Genomic DNA, 17,322 nt, shown 5'->3' on the forward strand with positions numbered 1-17,322 from the left:
AGAGCGTATGTAGCAGCCGGCACGAGTCCGGATGTTCGCGTCCGCCGTGGCCTTTCTCTCAGGTCGCAGCGTCGAAAAGCGCATGTCGCTCTCTTCGCACAAGAGAGATCACCACCATGACGAACACGTCCGCATACGACATGACCGAACTCAATCGCGAGGCGGCGATGGGCGGTCTGGGTACCGAGACCACCGACCGTGAGGTGCGGCGCATCAGCCTCGCCGACTTCGAGAGCCGCCGTGACCGGATCGCCGACGAACTGTGGTCGGCGGCAACCGATATCGGCTTCTTCCAGGTGGTCGATCACGGTATCGACCTGGCGCAGGTGCAACACGCCTTCGACATGTCCGAGAAGTTCTTCGCGCTGCCGGGCGAGGTCAAGGAACAGTTCCCGCTGAAGAAGGGCACCAACGTCGGCTGGGAGTTCATGAGCCAGGTCCGCCCGTCGGTGGGGACACCGGACCAGAAGGAGTCCTATCAGGTCACGCTGCCCCGGATGGATGGGCTGTGGCCGTCGGAGGACGAACTCGCCGGCTTCCGGGCGATCCTCCTCGACTTCGAGCACCGCTGCTGGGAACTGGCGATGAACATCCTCGGTTGCTTCGCCGAGAAGCTCGGCTTCGACCGTGACTTCTTCACCCGCGCACACGATCCCGCGTCGTCGACCTACCAGTCGACGTTGCGTCTGCTGCACTATTACGCCTTCCCCGACGAGATGCTCGATCAGGACAATGTGTGGCGCGCCGGTGCACACACCGACTTCGACGCCTTGACGCTGCTGTTCCAGCGCGCCGGTCAGGGTGGCCTGCAGGTGCTGCCGGGTGCCGAGGCCGCCGATCAGGCGTGGACGCCGGTCGAGCCGTCCGACGAGGCGATCACCTGCAACATCGGTGACATGCTGATGCGCTGGTCCGATGACCGGCTGCCGTCCAACTTCCACCGGGTGCGCGCACCGCGCCGTGGCGAGTACCAGGGTCCGCGCTACACCATCGCCTACTTCGCACAGGCCAACACCGACGTGCTGATCGAGAGTGCGGCAGGCAAATACGAGCCGATCACCGCCGCCGATTACATCGCCGCACGTCTGTCGGCCAACTTCGACAAGAAGAAGCCATGAGCGACACCGTCTTCGCCGACGTCACCGTGTACAGCGGCGGCATCTGGCTGCCCCATCGGGACGTCCGGGTGACCGGCGGTGTGGTGGAGTCGATCGACGACACCGGTTCCGGTGCAACACCTTCGGATGCGGACATCCGGTTCGGCGGGTACCTGATCCCCGGATTCGTCAACACCCACACCCATCTGCAGCAGTCGTTGATGCGGGGCATCGCCGAATGCACGCCGCTGCTCGAATGGCTGCTCGCCGTCGGTGAGGAGTCGGTGGCGATCACCCCGCAGCGGGCGTACACCGCCGCGGTCGCCGCCTGCCTCGAGGCGCTGCGGTCGGGTACCACCACCGTCGTCGAACACATGTGGCCGCATCCCGACGACGAGGTGCACGGTGCGGTGATCCAGGCGTTGCGCGACACCGGGATTCGTGCGGTGCTCGGACGTGGCGTCGCCGACCGTCCCGACGCCACGCGCAAGTGGGGATTCGAACCACGACTGATGCAACCCCTCGACGAGGTGTGCGATCACATCGATCACCTCCGGGATCAGGTGAACGGATCGCCGATCACGATGGCGCTGGCCGTACCGAATCCGCGCTCGCTCACCGAGAACGGCATGACGCACCTGCGGGAGTTCGCGCAGGAACGCGACATGTCGGTGTCGATCCACCTGCTCGAGACGCCCACCGACGACCGGATGTGTCTCGAACACGCCGGCGTCGGCGCCGTCGAATACCTTGACGGCGCAGGATTTCTGTGGGACCGGGTGCTGGCCGTGCACTGTGTGGAACTCGACGACGTGGGGCAGGGCATTCTCGCCGAACGCGGAGTTGCGGTGTCGCACAACCCGTTGTCCAACATGCGTCTCGGCAGCGGGGTGGCCCCGGTCCCGCAGATGCTCGACCGCGGGCTCGCGGTGGGACTCGGGGTCGACGGTGCGGCCAGCAACGACACCCAGGACATGCTGGAGACCTTCCGGATCGCCGCTTATCTGCAACGTGCGACGCACAAACGTGCCGACCTGCTCGGCTTCGGTGAGATGCTCGACATCGCCTGCGGCGGAGCCAATGTGGCACTCGGACTACCGGAGATCATCGGCGGCGTGAGCGTCGGCGATCCGGCGGATCTGACGCTGATCCGCTTCGACCGCGACTACGCGACGCTGCCGGTCCGTGACCCGGGTGCCTCGGTGCTGACCACCGGATCACCCCGCATCGTCGACACCGTGATGGTCGACGGGCAGGTCGCCGTCGCCGACGGCCGCAGCACGCGCATCGACGAGGACGAATTCACCAAAGAGGTTCTGGCACTACAGAAGTAATGTGCCCACTCGACGGGGATGGGCGCCCACTCGACGGGAATGGGCGCCCACTCGACGGGGATGGGCGCCCACTCGACGCGAAAGGGCGCCCACTCGACGGGAAACAGTGCCCACTCGACGTCACTGCGGTTCGTAACCCATCGGCAGCATCGTCGATTTGTGTTCGACGAAGGACTCGAGTCCCTCGGGGCCGCATTCGCGGCCGATGCCGGAGCTCTTGAACCCACCGAACGGCGAACCGGGGTCGATGGCGTAGAAGTTGATGCCGAAGGTGCCGGTGCGGATCTTTCCGGAGATCTCGATCCCGCGTTCCACATCGGAGGTCCACACGGAGCCGGCGAGCCCGTAGTCGGAGTCGTTGGCGATGGCGATCGCCTCGTCGACGTCGTCGTAGGTGATCACCGACAGCACCGGACCGAAGATCTCCTCCTGCGCGATCACCATGTCATTGGTGACGTCGGTGAAGATGGTCGGGGTGAGGAAGTGGCCGCCGGAAAGTCCCTCGGGCCGCCCGCCTTCCAGTGCTGCGGTGGCCCCGGCCTGCTTACCGGCGGCGATGTAACCCTCGATTCGTTGCAGTTGCCGATCACTGATCACCGGGCCGAGCTGGACCTCCGGGTCGGTCGGCAGGCCGACCTTCATCGCCTTGGCGGCCTCGACCATCGCGGCGACGATCTCGTCCTTGCGGCTGCGCGGCACCAGCACCCGGGTCTGGGCGACGCAGGCCTGCCCGGTGTTGAACAGTCCGAGGAACACCAGCATGCCGATGTTGGCGGCGACGTCGACGTCGTCGAGGACGATGGCCGCCGACTTGCCGCCCAACTCCAGCGAACACCGCTTGAGTGACTGGGCGCAGGCCGCGCCGATCGCCTTGCCCGCGGCGGTCGATCCGGTGAAGGTGATCTTGTCCACCTCGGGGTGGGCGACGAGCGCCTCGCCGGTGGCCGTGGCACCGGGCACCACCGAGATCACGCCCTCCGGCACGCCCGCCTCGGTGAAGATCTCGGCAATCAGGTTGGCGGTCAACGGTGTTTCGGGTGCCGGCTTGAGCACCACGGAGCAGCCGGCGGCGAGGGCGGCGCCGAACTTGTTGCACACCAAGAACAATGGGACATTCCATGCCGTGATCGCGCCCACCACGCCCACCGGTTCACGGGTGATGCGGGTGGTGCCGAACATGCCGGTGCGGTATTCCTCCCAGGCGTATTCGCGGGCCGCGTTCGCGTAGGCGCGCAGCACGCCGGTGCCGGGCAGCTTCTGCAGCATGTCCACCGCACTGGGCGGGGCGCCCATCTCCGCCGACACCACCGCACCGATCTCGTCGATGCGGGCGTCGATCAGATCGGCGACGCGATCGAGGACGTCGGCGCGTTCGGCGGCCGGTTTCGCCGACCACACACCGGAGGCGAAGGCCTCGCGGGCGGTACGCACCGCGGTGTCGACGTCGGTCCCGTCGGCCAGTGGGACCGAGCCGATACGTTCGCCGGTGGCGGGGGAGAACACCTCCAGTGTCTCGGTGGAATGGGGGGCGACCCACGTCCCGCCGATGTACAGCGCGCTCTGGTCGGTCCCGATGCCGGTCTGCGCGGCCTCGACGGTGTCGGTCATGAAGGTGCTCCTCGCCTGCCTGTCTCCGCGTACACGCGCCGATGCGCGCGACGGGGTGTGAACTACTCCACAACCGATACTAGAACACGTTCTAATTCGAGGTGACGGGGATGACGAAGTCGCTTACCCGCCGAAGCGAATCCGGGCCTCGAGGGTGGCGATGGCGTCGTCGAACACGTGGCAACGCGCGGGGCCGTCGTCGGCTTCGAGGAGGGCCTGGCGGTCGGCGGCGCCGATGGGCAGGCGCCCGGCCCAGCCGAAGATGCCGACCTCGGCGAGGTCGGCGGCGTCGAATCGTGGGATGTCGTCACCGACCGGGAGGTCGCGGTGGGCAAAGGATTCCTCGATGAGGGAACGAATGCGTGAGCCGAGGGTCACCAGCCGTGCGGTGGTGGCGTCGTCGGCGGGAGGTTCCGGCAATGGCGTGATGTCGGCGCGGGGATACGGGTCGTCGGGCAGCCATCGGTTCACGCGGAACCGCCAGGTCCCGGTGCAGGACAACAGGGATTGGCCGTCGGGATCGCGGACGACGGTGTCGATGGTCGCGAAGGTGCCGATGCCGGTTCGCGCGTCGCCGCCGCCCACCTCGTGGCCGCGTTCGATGAGGACGACACCGAAGCCGTGCGCGCCATCCGGGGTCGGCGACGTCGCCGGTGCCTCCTCGGACAGGCAGTCGTCGAGCATCTGCCGATAGCGGGGTTCGAAGACCCGCAGAGGTAGACGTTCCCCCGGCAGCAGCGCGCTGCCGAGGGGAAACATCGGGCTGAGGATGCTCAGGAGCTGGGCTTGGCGTCGAGGACGACCTCGAACTCGAGGAGATCCGCGCCGGTGGCGACCGGCTTGGCGCGTTCACCGGCATGGGCCTCGCGGGCCGGTCCGGCGGCCCACGCCTGGAAGTCCTCGTCGGACTCCCATTGCGTCACCACGAAGTATCGGTCGTCGCCCTTGACCGGACGCAGCAACTGGAATCCGAGGAAGCCCTTGGAGCCGTCGACCGAGTGGGCGCGGTGGGCGAAACGCTTCTCGAGTTCTTCGCCGGAGCCTTCGGGGACATGGATTGCGTTGATCTTCACTACTGCCATGCGTCAACCCTAATCAGCCGGCGCGCGGGCCGACAGGGCCTTGGGTCGCTCGTGTGGTTGCCGGGTTCTGCAATCCGGGGAAACACGCGCCACCGCGCGGCCCCGGAGTGGCGTTGCGGGCCGCTGCGGACCACCCGGGTAACCTCGGTGCGTGCCGATTCCCGCCGCCGACCTGGGCTTACTCGATCATGGTGGGCTCGGCGTGGACGATCCGGACGTGGGCGTCGGTCCCATCGTCCTGGTGCACGGCCTGATGGGCCGCGGCCGCACGTGGCGTCGTCAGATCCCGTGGCTGCGCCGGTACGGCCGGGTGTTCACCTTCGACGCCGCATTTCACACCGGCCGCGACGCCCCGGCCGACCCGAACATCTCCACCGAACGTTTCGTCGCCGATCTGGCCGAGATCCTCACCTGGATCGACCTCGGGCCGGCCGTCGTCATCGGGCATTCGATGGGTGGCCTGCACGGCTGGTGCACCGCGGCCGCCTACCCGGAACTGATCTCCGCGCTCGTCATCGAGGACATGGCGCCGGACTTCCGGGGCCGCACCACCGCCAACTGGACGCCGTGGTTCGACTCGTGGCCGGAGCGGTTCGACGACGAACGGGTCGCGGTGGCCCTGTTCGGCCCGGTCGCCGGACGCTACTTCTACGACGCCTTCGACGACGGCCGGCTGCACGGCGACCTCGAGGTCTGGGCGGCCATCGCCGAGGAATGGGGACAGCGGGACTTCTGGTCGCAGTGGCGGGCCGTCGGCGTGCCGACGCTGCTGATCGAAGCCGGCAACGGTGTCACCCCGCCGGGACAGATGCGAAAGATGGCCTCGGTCAACGACTCCGCGACCCACATCGCCGCGGCGGGAGCAGGGCACCTGGTACACGACGACGCCCCCGACTTCTACCGGGGTGCGGTCGAGGCATTCCTGTCGGGATTGCCGTTCACGCGGGGGTAGCGGTCGGGGGCGTCGGTCGTCGGGGTCGGTGACTTTGTCGGGGTGGGTGACTACTGCGGGGCGGGTGCCACGTAGCCGCCGGACAGGCGCCGGTAGCAGTGGGCGTAGAAGAGCTGACCCAGCGGCCAGGTCACGATCAGGCCGACGTAGCAGAGGAGGGCGCCGACATAGGACAGCGCGTACGAGACCACCAGCGTCAGAAGCGAATTGGACACCGACGACCGGGCCAGTTCGCTGGACGCCTTCATCGCCTCGACCGGTGAGAGTCGCTTGTCGATGACGAAGAAGAGCGAGAACTGCAGCAGGAAGATCGCGATCAGTCCCGGGACGATGCACAGCACGATGCCGATCGCGGTGATCAGGCCGACGAGGATCGCGGTGCCGATGACCACACCGAGACGCTCCGGCTTCAGGAAGGTTCCCACAGACACCGGCTGGCCGTCGGCGACGCGGAGTGCACCGGTGATCATGCCGGCGGAGAGATAAATGATCGCGACGAGCACCACGAAGTACAACAGAATGCTCACGATAGTGCCGCCGGCACCGATTCCGGATGACACCTCGTAGCTGTACCCGTACTGGCCGGAGACCGTGGTCGTGGTGGTCGTACCGAAGATGGCCAGTACGGCCCAGTACAGCCCGGCGGCGATGGCGAAGACCAGAACGGCAAGCAGGCTTGGCACGATCATCGGTCCCGGGTTGGCCTTGAACTGAGCCCACGCCCAGCTCAGCGCCTCGCCGATGTTCACCTGCTGCGGCGGACCGGCAACCGGCGCGCCCGGTGCCCCGGCGGGCTGGCCGTAGCCCGGCGCGGGCTGACCGTACGACGGCGGCTGACCGCCGGTGGGTGGCTGGCCGTATCCGCCCGGCTGCTGCCCATATGCCGGGGGCTGCTGACCCGTCGGTGGCTGGCCATAACTGGGCGGCTGCTGCCCATAGGACGGTGGCTGCTGCCCATAGGACGGTGGCTGCTGGCCGTATCCCGGGGGCTGCTGACCGGGCGCCCCGTACTGGGTCTGCCCGTACGGATCGGGATTGGCGGGCGGCGGAGTCTGCCCGGGTGTTGGCGGCTTGTTGAAGTCGGGACCCTGATTGGGCGGTTCTGTCATGCGAAAAAGCTAGCAATACCGGCACCGTAAGAGAAGTGTGTCCACACCGATGTCATCGGTGCGTATACGGGCCGACCGACCTGCGTCACCGTCAGCCTGCGTCACCGTCGCCGGCCAGGCAGTATCGTCCGTCGCGGGTCAGTTCCACCAGACCGTCGGTCAACAGGGAATCCAGGGCGCGGTCACGCTGGCCGTGATCGGTGGTCCAGACTGCGTCCAACCGCGCCCGATCCACCGGAATGTGATTGTCGCGCAACACATCCAGCAGCAATCCCCGCACCTGCCGGTCGGTCCCGGTGAACTTCTGGACTCGTTTCTTCGGCCCGGTGTGGGCCGGGCGACCGAGCCCGACCCAGGTACACGAGGTCACCGGGCAGTCATCACAGCGGGGATTGCGGGCGGTACACACCAGCGCACCGAGTTCCATCAGCGCGGCCGAGTACCGTGGCGCGCTGCGCGCATACGAGCCGTCGGCGGAGCGCGGAAGCAGCGCTTCGGCGTCGGCGAGATCGCGCTTGGACGCGTTGCCCGGTTCGGCGCGGCCATGCACCGCGCGTGCGATCACCCGCCGCACGTTGGTGTCGACGACCGGCACGGACTGTCCGTAGGCAAAACACGCGACGGCCCGCGCGGTGTAGTCGCCGATGCCGGGCAGAGTGAGCATCGTCGTCACGTCGTCGGGAACGCGGTCGTTGTGATCGGCGGCGAGCACCTTGGCGCACTCGTGCAGGCGCAGGGCGCGGCGCGGATATCCGAGTTTGCCCCAGGCCCGCAAAACGTCGGCGGGACTCGACGTCGCCATCGCCGACGGGGTCGGCCACCGCTGCACCCACTCCGTCCACGGCCCGACAACCCGCGACACCGGGGTCTGCTGCAGCATGATCTCGCTGATCAGGATCTGCCACCCGGAGAGCCCGCCCGCGCGCCATGGCAGATCGCGTTCATTGCGGTCGAACCAACCCAACACGGCCGACGGTGGCAGACTAGTCCCCATGATCGGACTGACCCCCAAACGCGCATGGCAGGTTCTGCTTGAGGGCAACAGGCGTTTCGTCGCCGGTGAATCGCAACATCCCAGTCAGGGTATCGAGGACCGGCATCGTCTCGTCGCCGGCCAGCATCCGCACGTCGTGCTCTTCGGTTGCGCGGATTCCCGACTGGCCGCCGAGATCATCTTCGATCAGGGACTCGGCGACATGTTCGTGGTGCGCACCGCCGGTCACGTCCTCGACTCGGCGGTGCTCGGCTCGCTGGAGTACGCCGCCGAGGTCCTCGAGGTACCACTGATCGTGATCCTCGGCCACGACAGCTGCGGTGCGGTCAAGGCCACCCTCGACGCCCTCGATGAACTGCAGATTCCGGGTGGATACATCCGCGATGTCGTCGAACGCGTCACCCCCAGCATCCTGGCCGGCCGCAGCGAGGGACTGACCCGCGTCGACGAGTTCGAGGCCCGACACGTCGTGGAGACCGGGCAGCTGCTGATGCAGCGCAGCCGCATCATCGCCGACCGCGTGGCCGCCGGAAAACTCGCGATCGTGGGCCTGACCTACGCACTGAGCGAGGGTGCCGTGCAGCTGCGCGGCGTGTACGGCGACATCGGGTCGGCCGACGTGGTCGTCCCGACGGTGGTCAAGCCGGCCGCCCTCCCGGAGGCCGAATCCGCCTGAGGTCGGACCGGCTCAGACCTGCATAGGCATTGGGCCCGATACCTCACACGTCACACAAATTCATGCGACACGCCGCGCGTGGTCGCCGGGACCTGTCCGAATCGCCGTTAGCGTTGTGGCGTGATCGAACCGCAGGGCCCGCTCCCACCAGAAATCTATTGGCGACGACGCATTGTCGCCGGTGGAGTGCTGGTTGCCATCGTGGCCCTGGTGATCGGGCTGGTCGTGTGGACGCAGAGCGGCGGAAGTGACGACACCTCCAACACCGCTGCCACCGGAACCCCGTCGTCGACGACACCGTCGACGGCCACCACCAACGAATCCGTCGACCCGTCTCAGGCACCGTCCGGCGGTGGGGTCGGGGGCGGTGGCGGAGGTGGTGACGCCGGTGCTGCCGGTGCCTCGGAGAGCAGCGCGGCGCCATCCGGCGAGGCCGCGCCGTCGACGCCCGGTGCCACCCCGGTCGCCGGAGACGCGGGCGTCCCGCTGTGCCCGGACAACAGCATCGCGGTGGTCCTCTACACCGACAATTCGACCTACACCACCAACAGTCAGCCGGTCTTCACCCTGGTCACCACCAACGCCGGCCTCAGTGCCTGCACACGTGACGTCGGCAAGGCCGCGCAGAACGTCGTCGTCCGCACCCTCGACGGAACCCGGACGCTGTGGTCGGCGCGCGACTGCTCACCGATCAACACCGTCAACAACGTGGTCCTGCAGCCGCAGCAGCAGGTGAAGGACACCATCACCTGGTCGGGCACCACCAGTACCCCCGGCTGCAAGACGCCGCGCGAGCCGGTTCCCGCCGGTTCCTACCAGGCGATCGGCAAGATCGGTGAACGCGAATCCGAGCCGGTGACCTTCAACTTCGTGGCGCCGGCGACGCCGTAACACTGCCCGGTCGTCACAGGGTCTAGTCGTACCGCTCGATACTCGACTCGGCCAGCCGCGACAATCCCTCGCGGATGTGGCGGGCCCAGATGCTGCCGATGCCCTCGACCGCCTGCAGGTCCGCCGCCGACGACGCCAGCAGCGCCTGCAGGGTGCCGAAACTGCGCACCAGACGGTCCACATGGGCGAACTGCAACCGTGAGATCCGGGCGAGCATGCGGTACCCGCGCGGACTCATCGCGGTGTCCTGCGCCTCGATGGTCGTCGGGTAACCGAACGCGCCGGCGAGCAGGGTGAGGTCGAGGAGATCGGCGTCCGACAACGCTTCGATGGTCTCGAGGGTGCTGTGCACCTCTTCGGTGGTCGCGGGTTCGGGGCTGGCGTAGTAGTCGCGGACCAGCAATTCGCGCACGGCGTCGTTCTCCGCGATCAGTTCCTCGAGTTGCAGGCTCACCTGGCGGCCGTTGACGCCGAGTTCGAGGACGTACTCCTCGATCTCCACGCCCACGCGACGCACCATCTCCATCCGCTGGGCCGTCGACATGGCGTCGCGCAGCAGCACGTAATCCTCGATCTCGGCACGCCCGAGCGCGGAGATCACCTCGTCGAGGCGGGCCTTGTAACGCTCGAGGGTCGACAGGGCCACGTTGGCGCGCGACAGGATCGGGTCCGGGCTCTCCACCACACGCCGCACCCCGTCGGCGTAGACACTGACGATCGACATCGACGCACTCACCGAGATGACCGGATGACCGGTCTGGATGGCGGTGCGTTCGGCGGCGCGGTGCCGGGTCCCGGACTCCTCGGTGGGGATCGACGGGTCGGGCACCAGCTGCACGTTGGCACGCACGATGTGTTTGCCGTCGGTGGACAGGACCACCGCACCGTCCATCTTGGCCAGCTCCCGCAGGCGGGTCGGCGCGAACTCGACATCGAGGTGGAAGCCGCCGTCGCAGATGCGTTCCACGTCGGAGTCGTGACCGAGCACGATCAGGGCGCCGGTGCCGCCGCGCAGGATGCGTTCGAGACCATCGCGCAGACCGGTGCCGGGGGCGACGCGGGCCAACGTCGCCTTCAACAGTTCCGATCGTCCGCCGTCGGGGCGGCCGTGATCGGACCTGACTCCGTCGACCATGCTGGTGCATCCTCTCGATCATGCGGATCCACCCGTGACACTGCGAGTGGTGACATGGCCTAGGGTAACGCTGCGTGAGCACCCCATCTGGACCGGCGCCTGCGCGCGGCATGGCGATACCCGACGATCTCGAACCGATGCAGCGGCATCCGAAGGCTGCCGGGCCGGGCCAACCCATCCGGATGCACAACCCGATGTGTCTCGGCTGCGGTGAGGACGCTCCGCGCGGTCTGCACCTGGTGGTGCGAGCCGGGCCCGCGGACGTCGCAGACGGTTTCTCGGTCGAAACCGAGATGGTGGTCGAGCCGTGGATGGAAGGTGGTCCCGGCGTCATCCACGGCGGCGTGCTGTCCACCGCCTTCGACGAGGTGATGGGAACCGCCCCGCTGCTCGTCGGGCCGTCGGCGGTCACCGTGCACCTCGAGGTCGACTTCATCGCGCCGATACCGATCGGCTCGACCCTGCACCTGAGTGCCCGCCTGCTCGGCCGGCAGCGCCGCAAGGTCTATGTTGCGGCCAGCGCACATCTCGGTGATCCGGATTCTGTTGTGGCGATAGGGAATTCGATCTTCGTGACCATCAATCCCCGGGAGCACTTCGCCGACCATCTGGACAACAGTCAGATGGCCGACGAATACCGACAGCGTCTGTCCCGTCCCTGACGGACGCCACCGGTGATCGTCATCAGCCGTTCTTGAACCATCCGGCGCGTTCGATGTTCCAGATGCCCTGCTGCCAGTAGCCCCAGGCGTGGGTGCCGGTGATCGGGAAGTCGGTACGCAGCTTGACCCCGAATGCGGGCGCGAGAAGCGCGAACGAACGGCTCTGCTCGCCGGCGAGGGCCTCGATCGCCGTCGAGTTGAAACCGGTGAACAGGAAGTCGGCATTGTTGGCGCCGGCCGGCTGATGGTCACCCCAGATGCCGGTGCCCGCATACATCCACAGGTGCAGTCCACTCATCCACGGCAGGTTCTCGATGGGGGACTTGTTGAAGGCCTGCAGATTCGGGAACCAGCCCCACATGTCGTTGAGGTTGTACCGACCGGCGTCCCACGCGGCCAGACGCATCATCGTCTGCATGCCGGTGGCGACGATGTTCATGAATCCCGACATCGACACGACCCGCGAATACAGGTCGCGTCGCTGGTTACCGATCATCACCGCCTGGCTCGCCGACATCGACAGGCCGACCAGGGTGCGGTTGTGGAAGGCGTGCTTGTCCAGGAATTGGGGAAGGCTGTTCTTCAGGACCGATTCCCAGCGGTACGGGTTGACCTGACCGGCGCTGGTGCTCGGGGCATTCCAGTCGGCGTAGAACGACGACTGCCCGCCGATCGGCATGACGACGTTGTAGCCGTGCTGCGACAGGTACGCGACGTTGGTCTCGCGTTCCCAACCGTTGTAGTCATTCGTGGCGCGCAGGCCGTCGAGGAAGATGACGGTCGGGGCGTTGGCCGGCGCGGTGGTCTGCGACGGCCAGGCACGCACCCACACCGGGTCGTCCATGCCGTAGTTGTTGATCTTCTCGTTGATGAAGCCCTTCACCTTCGCCGCGGGTGGCCCCCAGGCGGTGGCGGTGGCCGCACCTGCCAGCAGTGCGGCGACGGTGAGGATGGTGGCGATCACGGTGAACATCAGACGGCGCACGCCCATGACGTGGCCAGACCTCGGCAACATGCGACTCATTTCCGGCGAAGTGATGAAGCCGCGTACCCGGCCCCCGACGCCGATACCCTACGCCACCTGTTGCCGGATCGTTACCCGTGCGAAGCGTGCATTCGGCACCAATCGGTCTCACCGTGGGCCGGATCACATGAGCCGCTCAGAACGGCGCCTCCACAACCTGCAGGGTCGACGCGGTAAATGCCTTCCCGGTGGCCTCCGCCAGGTTCGCGACGCGTGTGACGCGAATTCCCTTCGGCAGTTTCTCGTCGGTGCCGGACGGGATGAGGACGTGTCCGAATCCGAGGCGTTTGGCCTCGGCGACCCGGCGCGCGACCGCCGACACCCGCCGCACCTCGCCGGCCAGGCCGACCTCACCGATGACCGCGGTGCTCCGCGGGATCGCCTTGTTCTGCAGGGCGGAGAACAGGGCGAGCGCGATCGCCAGATCCGCGGCGGGTTCGGTCACCCGCATCCCGCCGACGGTGGACACATAGGCCTCACTCTTGCCGATCGCCTCGATCCTCATCCGGCTCTGCAGGACCGCGAGGACCATCGCCACACGCGGTGAATCTAGCCCCGACACGGCGCGACGCGGGGTGGCCATCGTGGTCGGGGTGGTCAACGCCTGGATCTCACCGGCGAGGGCACGTTTGCCGTCCATCGTGATCAACGTCGCCGAACCGCTCACGTCGGCGGCGTGATGGTGGACGAAGATGCCGGACGGGTCGGTGACCTGATGGATGCCGTCGTCGCGTTGCTCGAAGCAGCCGACCTCGTCGGCCGCACCGAATCGGTTCTTGATGCCACGCACCATCCGCAACGACGAGTGCCGATCGCCCTCGAAGGACAACACCACGTCGACGAGATGCTCGAGCGACCGCGGGCCGGCGACGGCGCCGTCCTTGGTGACGTGCCCGACGAGGATGACCGCGATGCCGCGGTTCTTGGCCAACGACACCAGCGCGGTGGTGACCGCGCGGATCTGGGTGACCCCGCCGGTCACGCCGTCGGCCCCGGAGGCCACGACCGTCTGCACCGAGTCGACGATCATCAGTGACGGATTGACGGCATCGACATGTCCGAGAATCGTGGCGAGATCGGATTCGGCTGCGAGATAAATGTTCTCGTGTACGGCGTCGGTGCGTTCGGCGCGCATCCGGACCTGACCCGCGGATTCCTCACCGGTGATGTACAGCGCGCGCCGACCCGACTGCGCCCAGTGCTTGACCGTCTCGAGCAGCAGCGTCGACTTGCCGACGCCGGGCTCACCGGCCAGCAGGATCACCGAGCCCGGCACCACGCCGCGACCCAGGACGCGGTCGAACTCGCCGATCCCGGTGGGGACGGCCGAGGAGGTCGCCGCGTCGACCGCGGTGATCGGGACGGCCGGGCTGGTCGGGGTGATGGTCGCCGTCGTGGCGCCGCCCGCCGACGTGATGGTGGTGACCTCGTTGAGTGCGCCCCAGGCATGGCATTCGGGGCATCGCCCGAGCCACTTGGGTGCCTGGTAGCCGCACTCATTGCACCGGAAAACCGACTTGGATTTAGCCACGGGGATCAGACTACGGTCGACCTCCGACAACTCGGCTCAGGCGCGGTGGCGGCTGTGGACAGGCCGAGGTCCGCCCGCCGTCAACGGATCACTTCGCGGTGGCCGGCGTCGATGCGGCGCGTCCAGCCGCGGGCGTCGAGGTGCTCGAGCAGCGGGATGACGACCCGTCGGGTGGTGTGGAGGGCACGGCGGGCGGCGCTGGTGGTGAACGGCTGCTCAAGGGTGACCAGGGTGCGCATCGCCAGAGCCGGGGCCGTGGGCGCCAGGACGACGCCGGCACCGAGGCGCAGTAGCCGGCGGGCGCGTTCGGCGGCGGCGAGTTCCCGATCGCCGAGGCCGAGGGCGGCGAGATCATCGGCCTCGGGTGCGGCGAACGGATCGGCGGCCAGTCGCCGTTCCAGTGCGGCGACGGCGTCCTCGGCCGGTCCGAGGTTCGCGATGCGTTCCCGGGCCGTGAGGTGCGCGTTCTGGTGATCGACACCGGACTGGGCGATCACCGCGTCGACGAGTTCGGCGTCGTCGGGGATGCCGAGGAGCGTGGGGACCGAGGCGCGCGACAGGCCGGGCGACAGCGGGTCGTCGCGGTGGGTCGCGTCGACCGCGGTGCGCAGGCGGCGTGCCCAGTCGTCGAGAGCGGTGGCGTCGGCCCACCAGCCTCCGATGGCACGTACCGATTCCGGTGGCGGATCGTCCGACGTGTCGTCGGTCCCGATGAGGCCGAGACGTCGGAGGTGATCGACGCGGACGACGCCCCGTCGGGACACCTCGGCTTCCACGCTGGGGACCGACTGCATGGATGCCAATTGGGTTGCGCGCCTGGTGCCGTCGCCGCGGCGGCGCAGATCCGGCGGATCGGCGTCGAGGATGCGTGCACCACCCACGATCCGGGTTCCGGGATCGCGCAACACCATTCGGTCGCGGACGATCAGGGGGAGCGCATGGTCGAGATACAGCCGGGCGTGGTCGGCGTCGAAGGGCCGGAGACGGGCCGGTTGCGCGGAGGTGCCGATGTGGACGACGAGATATTCTGGGACACTGGTGAAGTCGTCGCCGCTGACCCTTGCGATGTCGACGATGGCGGTGTGTCGCCAGTCGTCGGGGGTGAGCAGCACATCACCGCGTGCGACGTCGTCGGTGTGGACGCCACGCAGGTTGACCGCCGTTCGGCGGGTCGGGCCGATCTCGTTGCGTGGGTGTCCCTCGCTCTGCAGGCCGCGGACGGTGACGGTCCGGGTTCGGTGGGCCGTGGACAGTTCGAGGCGATCACCGGTGTGAATGGTTCCGGCGGAAAGGGTTCCGGTGACGACGGTGCCGGAACCGCCGATCGTGAACGACCGATCGACCCAGAGTCTGGTGGGTGCCGACGGTGACGGTGACGGGCCTTCGGCGAGAACGGTGTCGAGTGCGGCACGCAGGTCGTCCAAACCGGTCGCGGTTGCCGCCGAGGTGATCACCACGGGTGCGGTGGCCAGTCCGGTCGAGGAGAGTCCGGTAAGGGTGTCGGTGATGGTCTGGGTGATCCGATCGTCGGGGGCGAGGTCGGACCGGGTGATGACGATGACGCCCCGGTCGATCCCGAGCGCGGCGATCGCGTCCCGGTGATCGTCGGATTGGGCCTGCCAACCCTGATCGGCGGCGACGATGAACATCACGACGGGTGCGGCACCGAGTCCGGCCAGCATGTTACCGAGGAATCGCTGGTGGCCGGGGACGTCGACGAATGCCACGTCGGCTCCGGAAGGCAATGTGGTCCAGGCGAATCCGAGGTCGATGGTGAGCCCGCGCCGACGTTCCTCCTCCCAGCGGTCGGGTTCCATCCCGGTGAGGGCGTGAACCAGGCGGCTCTTGCCGTGATCGACATGTCCGGCGGTCGCGACGACGAACACTATGTACCCGGCGTGGGTGCGGCGCCGGACGGGGATGCGGTGGCGGCGCGGACCGCGGCCAGGACGATGTCGTCATCGGATTCCGGAATGCATCGGAGGTCGATGAGGCTTGCGCCGTCGTGGACGCGGGGGAGTACCGCGGGTTCGCCGCTGCGCAGGCGCGCGGCGGCTGACTCCGGAAGTTGAAGTGCCCAGCCCGGCAACGGAACTCCGGGCGCACCGCCACCTCCGACGCGGCCATCGTGGGGGACGACCGGCACGTTCAGTTCGGCGGCCAGTCGTTCGGTGCGGGCACGTAGGCGCACCGGGTCGGCGTGCAGGTAGGCGGCGACCGGTGGGGTTGCGCCGTTGAGGGTGGCCTCCAGTGCCGCGAGAGTGAGCTTGTCGGTCCGTACCGCCCGTGCCAGTGGATGCCGGGACAGGCGGGCGATCAGGTCCGCGTCGCCGAGCATGATTCCGGCTTGTGGTCCGCCGAGAAGCTTGTCACCGCTGGCGATCACGAGATCGGCGCCCGCGTTGAGCGCCGTCGTCGCGTCCGGCTCGTCGGGCAGCGTCTCGTCGGGTTGCAGGAGTCCGCTGCCCAGATCGACGACGAGCGGGATGCCGCGTTCGGTGCACAGGCCGCGGAGTTCGGTGAGTCCGACCTCGCTGGTGAACCCGTGGACCCGAAAGTTGCTGGGGTGCACCTTCAGTACGCATCCGGTGTCGGGGCCGATGGCGTCGGCGTAGTCCCGTAGGTGGGTGCGGTTGGTGGTGCCGATCTCGCGGAGGCGGGCGCCGGTGGACACCATGAGGTCGGTGAGCCGGAATCCGGCGCCGATCTCGATCATCTCGCCGCGGCTGATCACCACTTCGCGGCCGATGGCCAATGCGGTGGTGGTCAGCAGGAGTGCGGCGGCGCCGTTGTTGACGACGAGGGCGTCACCCGCGGCGGGACACGCGTCGAGAAGTGCCTGGCGGGTAGCGGTACCGCGTCGTGACCGGGTGCCGGTGTTCAGATCCAACTCCACGTCGACGTATCCGCCGGCGGCGATCACCGCGTCGAGGGCGGCCGGTGACAGTGGCGCACGGCCGAGGTTCGTGTGCACGATGACACCGGTGGCGTTCAGGACGGGTCGAAGACTGTGCGGGTGTCGGACCGCCAGGTTGTGGGATACCACCTCCGCCACCTCGGTGGGGGCGATCTCGCCTCGTCGGGCGGCGTCCTGTGCGTCGCGGACGACGTCTCGGATGACGTTGTCACCCAGACGTTTCCGGGCATCGACGACACTCGGTTCGGCCAGCAGCTGATCGGTGCGTGGGATCTGCCGACGCGGATCTGCAGCCGTCACCGAACCTCCT

16 protein-coding genes are annotated in these 17,322 nt (G+C 67.9%); 6 read left to right on the plus strand and 10 right to left on the minus strand.

The window, feature by feature from the left end:
- Positions 1–116 precede the first annotated feature (116 nt).
- Positions 117–1,118 carry an isopenicillin N synthase family dioxygenase gene (locus ABLE92_RS20380; RefSeq protein ID WP_348806617.1) on the plus strand — a complete coding sequence of 334 codons (1,002 nt, stop codon included), beginning with the start codon at positions 117–119 and terminating at the stop codon, positions 1,116–1,118.
- Positions 1,115–2,431: an amidohydrolase family protein gene (locus tag ABLE92_RS20385; RefSeq protein ID WP_348806618.1), complete on the plus strand. Its 1,317-nt coding sequence runs from the start codon at positions 1,115–1,117 to the stop codon at positions 2,429–2,431. The genes ABLE92_RS20380 and ABLE92_RS20385 overlap by 4 nt, the downstream gene beginning before the upstream one ends.
- Before the next feature lie 120 nt (positions 2,432–2,551).
- Here the strand turns inward: ABLE92_RS20385 and ABLE92_RS20390 are convergent, their stop codons facing one another.
- The 3 genes from ABLE92_RS20390 to mhuD form a co-directional block, all read right to left on the minus strand.
- Positions 2,552–4,039 (minus strand): aldehyde dehydrogenase, encoded by a 1,488-nt coding sequence (locus tag ABLE92_RS20390; RefSeq protein ID WP_348806619.1) that lies wholly within the window; start codon positions 4,037–4,039, stop codon positions 2,552–2,554.
- A 123-nt stretch (positions 4,040–4,162) separates the two neighbouring features.
- Positions 4,163–4,798, minus strand: coding sequence for an LON peptidase substrate-binding domain-containing protein (locus tag ABLE92_RS20395; RefSeq protein ID WP_348806620.1), 636 nt, complete (start codon positions 4,796–4,798; stop codon positions 4,163–4,165).
- Positions 4,799–4,812: 14 nt separating this feature from the next.
- Positions 4,813–5,121: a mycobilin-forming heme oxygenase MhuD gene (gene mhuD, locus ABLE92_RS20400; RefSeq protein WP_348806621.1), complete on the minus strand. Its 309-nt coding sequence runs from the start codon at positions 5,119–5,121 to the stop codon at positions 4,813–4,815.
- 157 nt (positions 5,122–5,278) lie between these two features.
- Here mhuD and ABLE92_RS20405 point away from each other — a divergent pair, with 157 nt between their 5' ends.
- Complete coding sequence (locus ABLE92_RS20405; RefSeq protein ID WP_496560831.1) at positions 5,279–6,073, plus strand: alpha/beta fold hydrolase; 795 nt, start codon at positions 5,279–5,281, stop codon at positions 6,071–6,073.
- A gap of 50 nt (positions 6,074–6,123) precedes the next feature.
- On the opposite strand, the gene ABLE92_RS20410 is transcribed toward ABLE92_RS20405, so the two are convergent.
- The gene (locus ABLE92_RS20410; RefSeq protein ID WP_348806622.1) at positions 6,124–7,182 is read right to left on the minus strand and encodes a DUF2189 domain-containing protein; all 1,059 of its coding nucleotides are present in this window, start codon (positions 7,180–7,182) and stop codon (positions 6,124–6,126) included.
- Positions 7,183–7,273: 91 nt separating this feature from the next.
- Positions 7,274–8,176 carry an HhH-GPD family protein gene (locus ABLE92_RS20415; RefSeq protein WP_348806623.1) on the minus strand — a complete coding sequence of 301 codons (903 nt, stop codon included), beginning with the start codon at positions 8,174–8,176 and terminating at the stop codon, positions 7,274–7,276.
- On the opposite strand from ABLE92_RS20415, the gene ABLE92_RS20420 reads away from it, so the two are divergent.
- Entirely contained in the window at positions 8,175–8,852 is a 678-nt protein-coding gene (locus ABLE92_RS20420; protein ID WP_348806624.1) for a carbonic anhydrase, read from the plus strand. The two genes, ABLE92_RS20415 and ABLE92_RS20420, sit on opposite strands and share 2 nt — an antisense overlap.
- 120 nt (positions 8,853–8,972) lie before the next feature.
- Positions 8,973–9,743 (plus strand): hypothetical protein, encoded by a 771-nt coding sequence (locus ABLE92_RS20425; RefSeq protein WP_348806625.1) that lies wholly within the window; start codon positions 8,973–8,975, stop codon positions 9,741–9,743.
- 22 nt (positions 9,744–9,765) lie between these two features.
- Here ABLE92_RS20425 and disA read toward each other — a convergent pair whose 3' ends face one another.
- Complete coding sequence (gene disA / locus ABLE92_RS20430) at positions 9,766–10,878, minus strand: DNA integrity scanning diadenylate cyclase DisA (protein WP_348806626.1); 1,113 nt, start codon at positions 10,876–10,878, stop codon at positions 9,766–9,768.
- Between the two features lie 110 nt (positions 10,879–10,988).
- Here disA and ABLE92_RS20435 point away from each other — a divergent pair, with 110 nt between their 5' ends.
- Positions 10,989–11,540, plus strand: a complete 552-nt coding sequence (locus ABLE92_RS20435; protein ID WP_348806646.1) for a PaaI family thioesterase — start codon at positions 10,989–10,991, stop codon at positions 11,538–11,540.
- A gap of 22 nt (positions 11,541–11,562) precedes the next feature.
- Here the strand turns inward: ABLE92_RS20435 and ABLE92_RS20440 are convergent, their stop codons facing one another.
- The 4 genes from ABLE92_RS20440 to selA all read right to left on the minus strand — a co-directional run bounded on the left by ABLE92_RS20440 (position 11,563) and on the right by selA (position 17,312).
- Positions 11,563–12,531 (minus strand): alpha/beta hydrolase-fold protein, encoded by a 969-nt coding sequence (locus ABLE92_RS20440; RefSeq protein ID WP_348806627.1) that lies wholly within the window; start codon positions 12,529–12,531, stop codon positions 11,563–11,565.
- A 169-nt stretch (positions 12,532–12,700) separates the two neighbouring features.
- Entirely contained in the window at positions 12,701–14,095 is a 1,395-nt protein-coding gene (gene radA / locus ABLE92_RS20445) for a DNA repair protein RadA (protein ID WP_348806628.1), read from the minus strand.
- Between the two features lie 80 nt (positions 14,096–14,175).
- Positions 14,176–15,981, minus strand: a complete 1,806-nt coding sequence (selB, locus tag ABLE92_RS20450; RefSeq protein WP_348806629.1) for a selenocysteine-specific translation elongation factor — start codon at positions 15,979–15,981, stop codon at positions 14,176–14,178.
- On the minus strand, positions 15,981–17,312 hold the full coding sequence (selA, locus tag ABLE92_RS20455; protein WP_348806630.1) for an L-seryl-tRNA(Sec) selenium transferase: 1,332 nt from the start codon (positions 17,310–17,312) through the stop codon (positions 15,981–15,983). Before selA ends, selB begins: the two co-directional genes overlap by 1 nt.
- Between the last annotated feature and the right edge of the window lie 10 nt (positions 17,313–17,322).

This window comes from Gordonia oleivorans, from assembly GCF_040044975.1.
Taxonomy (GTDB): domain Bacteria; phylum Actinomycetota; class Actinomycetes; order Mycobacteriales; family Mycobacteriaceae; genus Gordonia; species Gordonia oleivorans.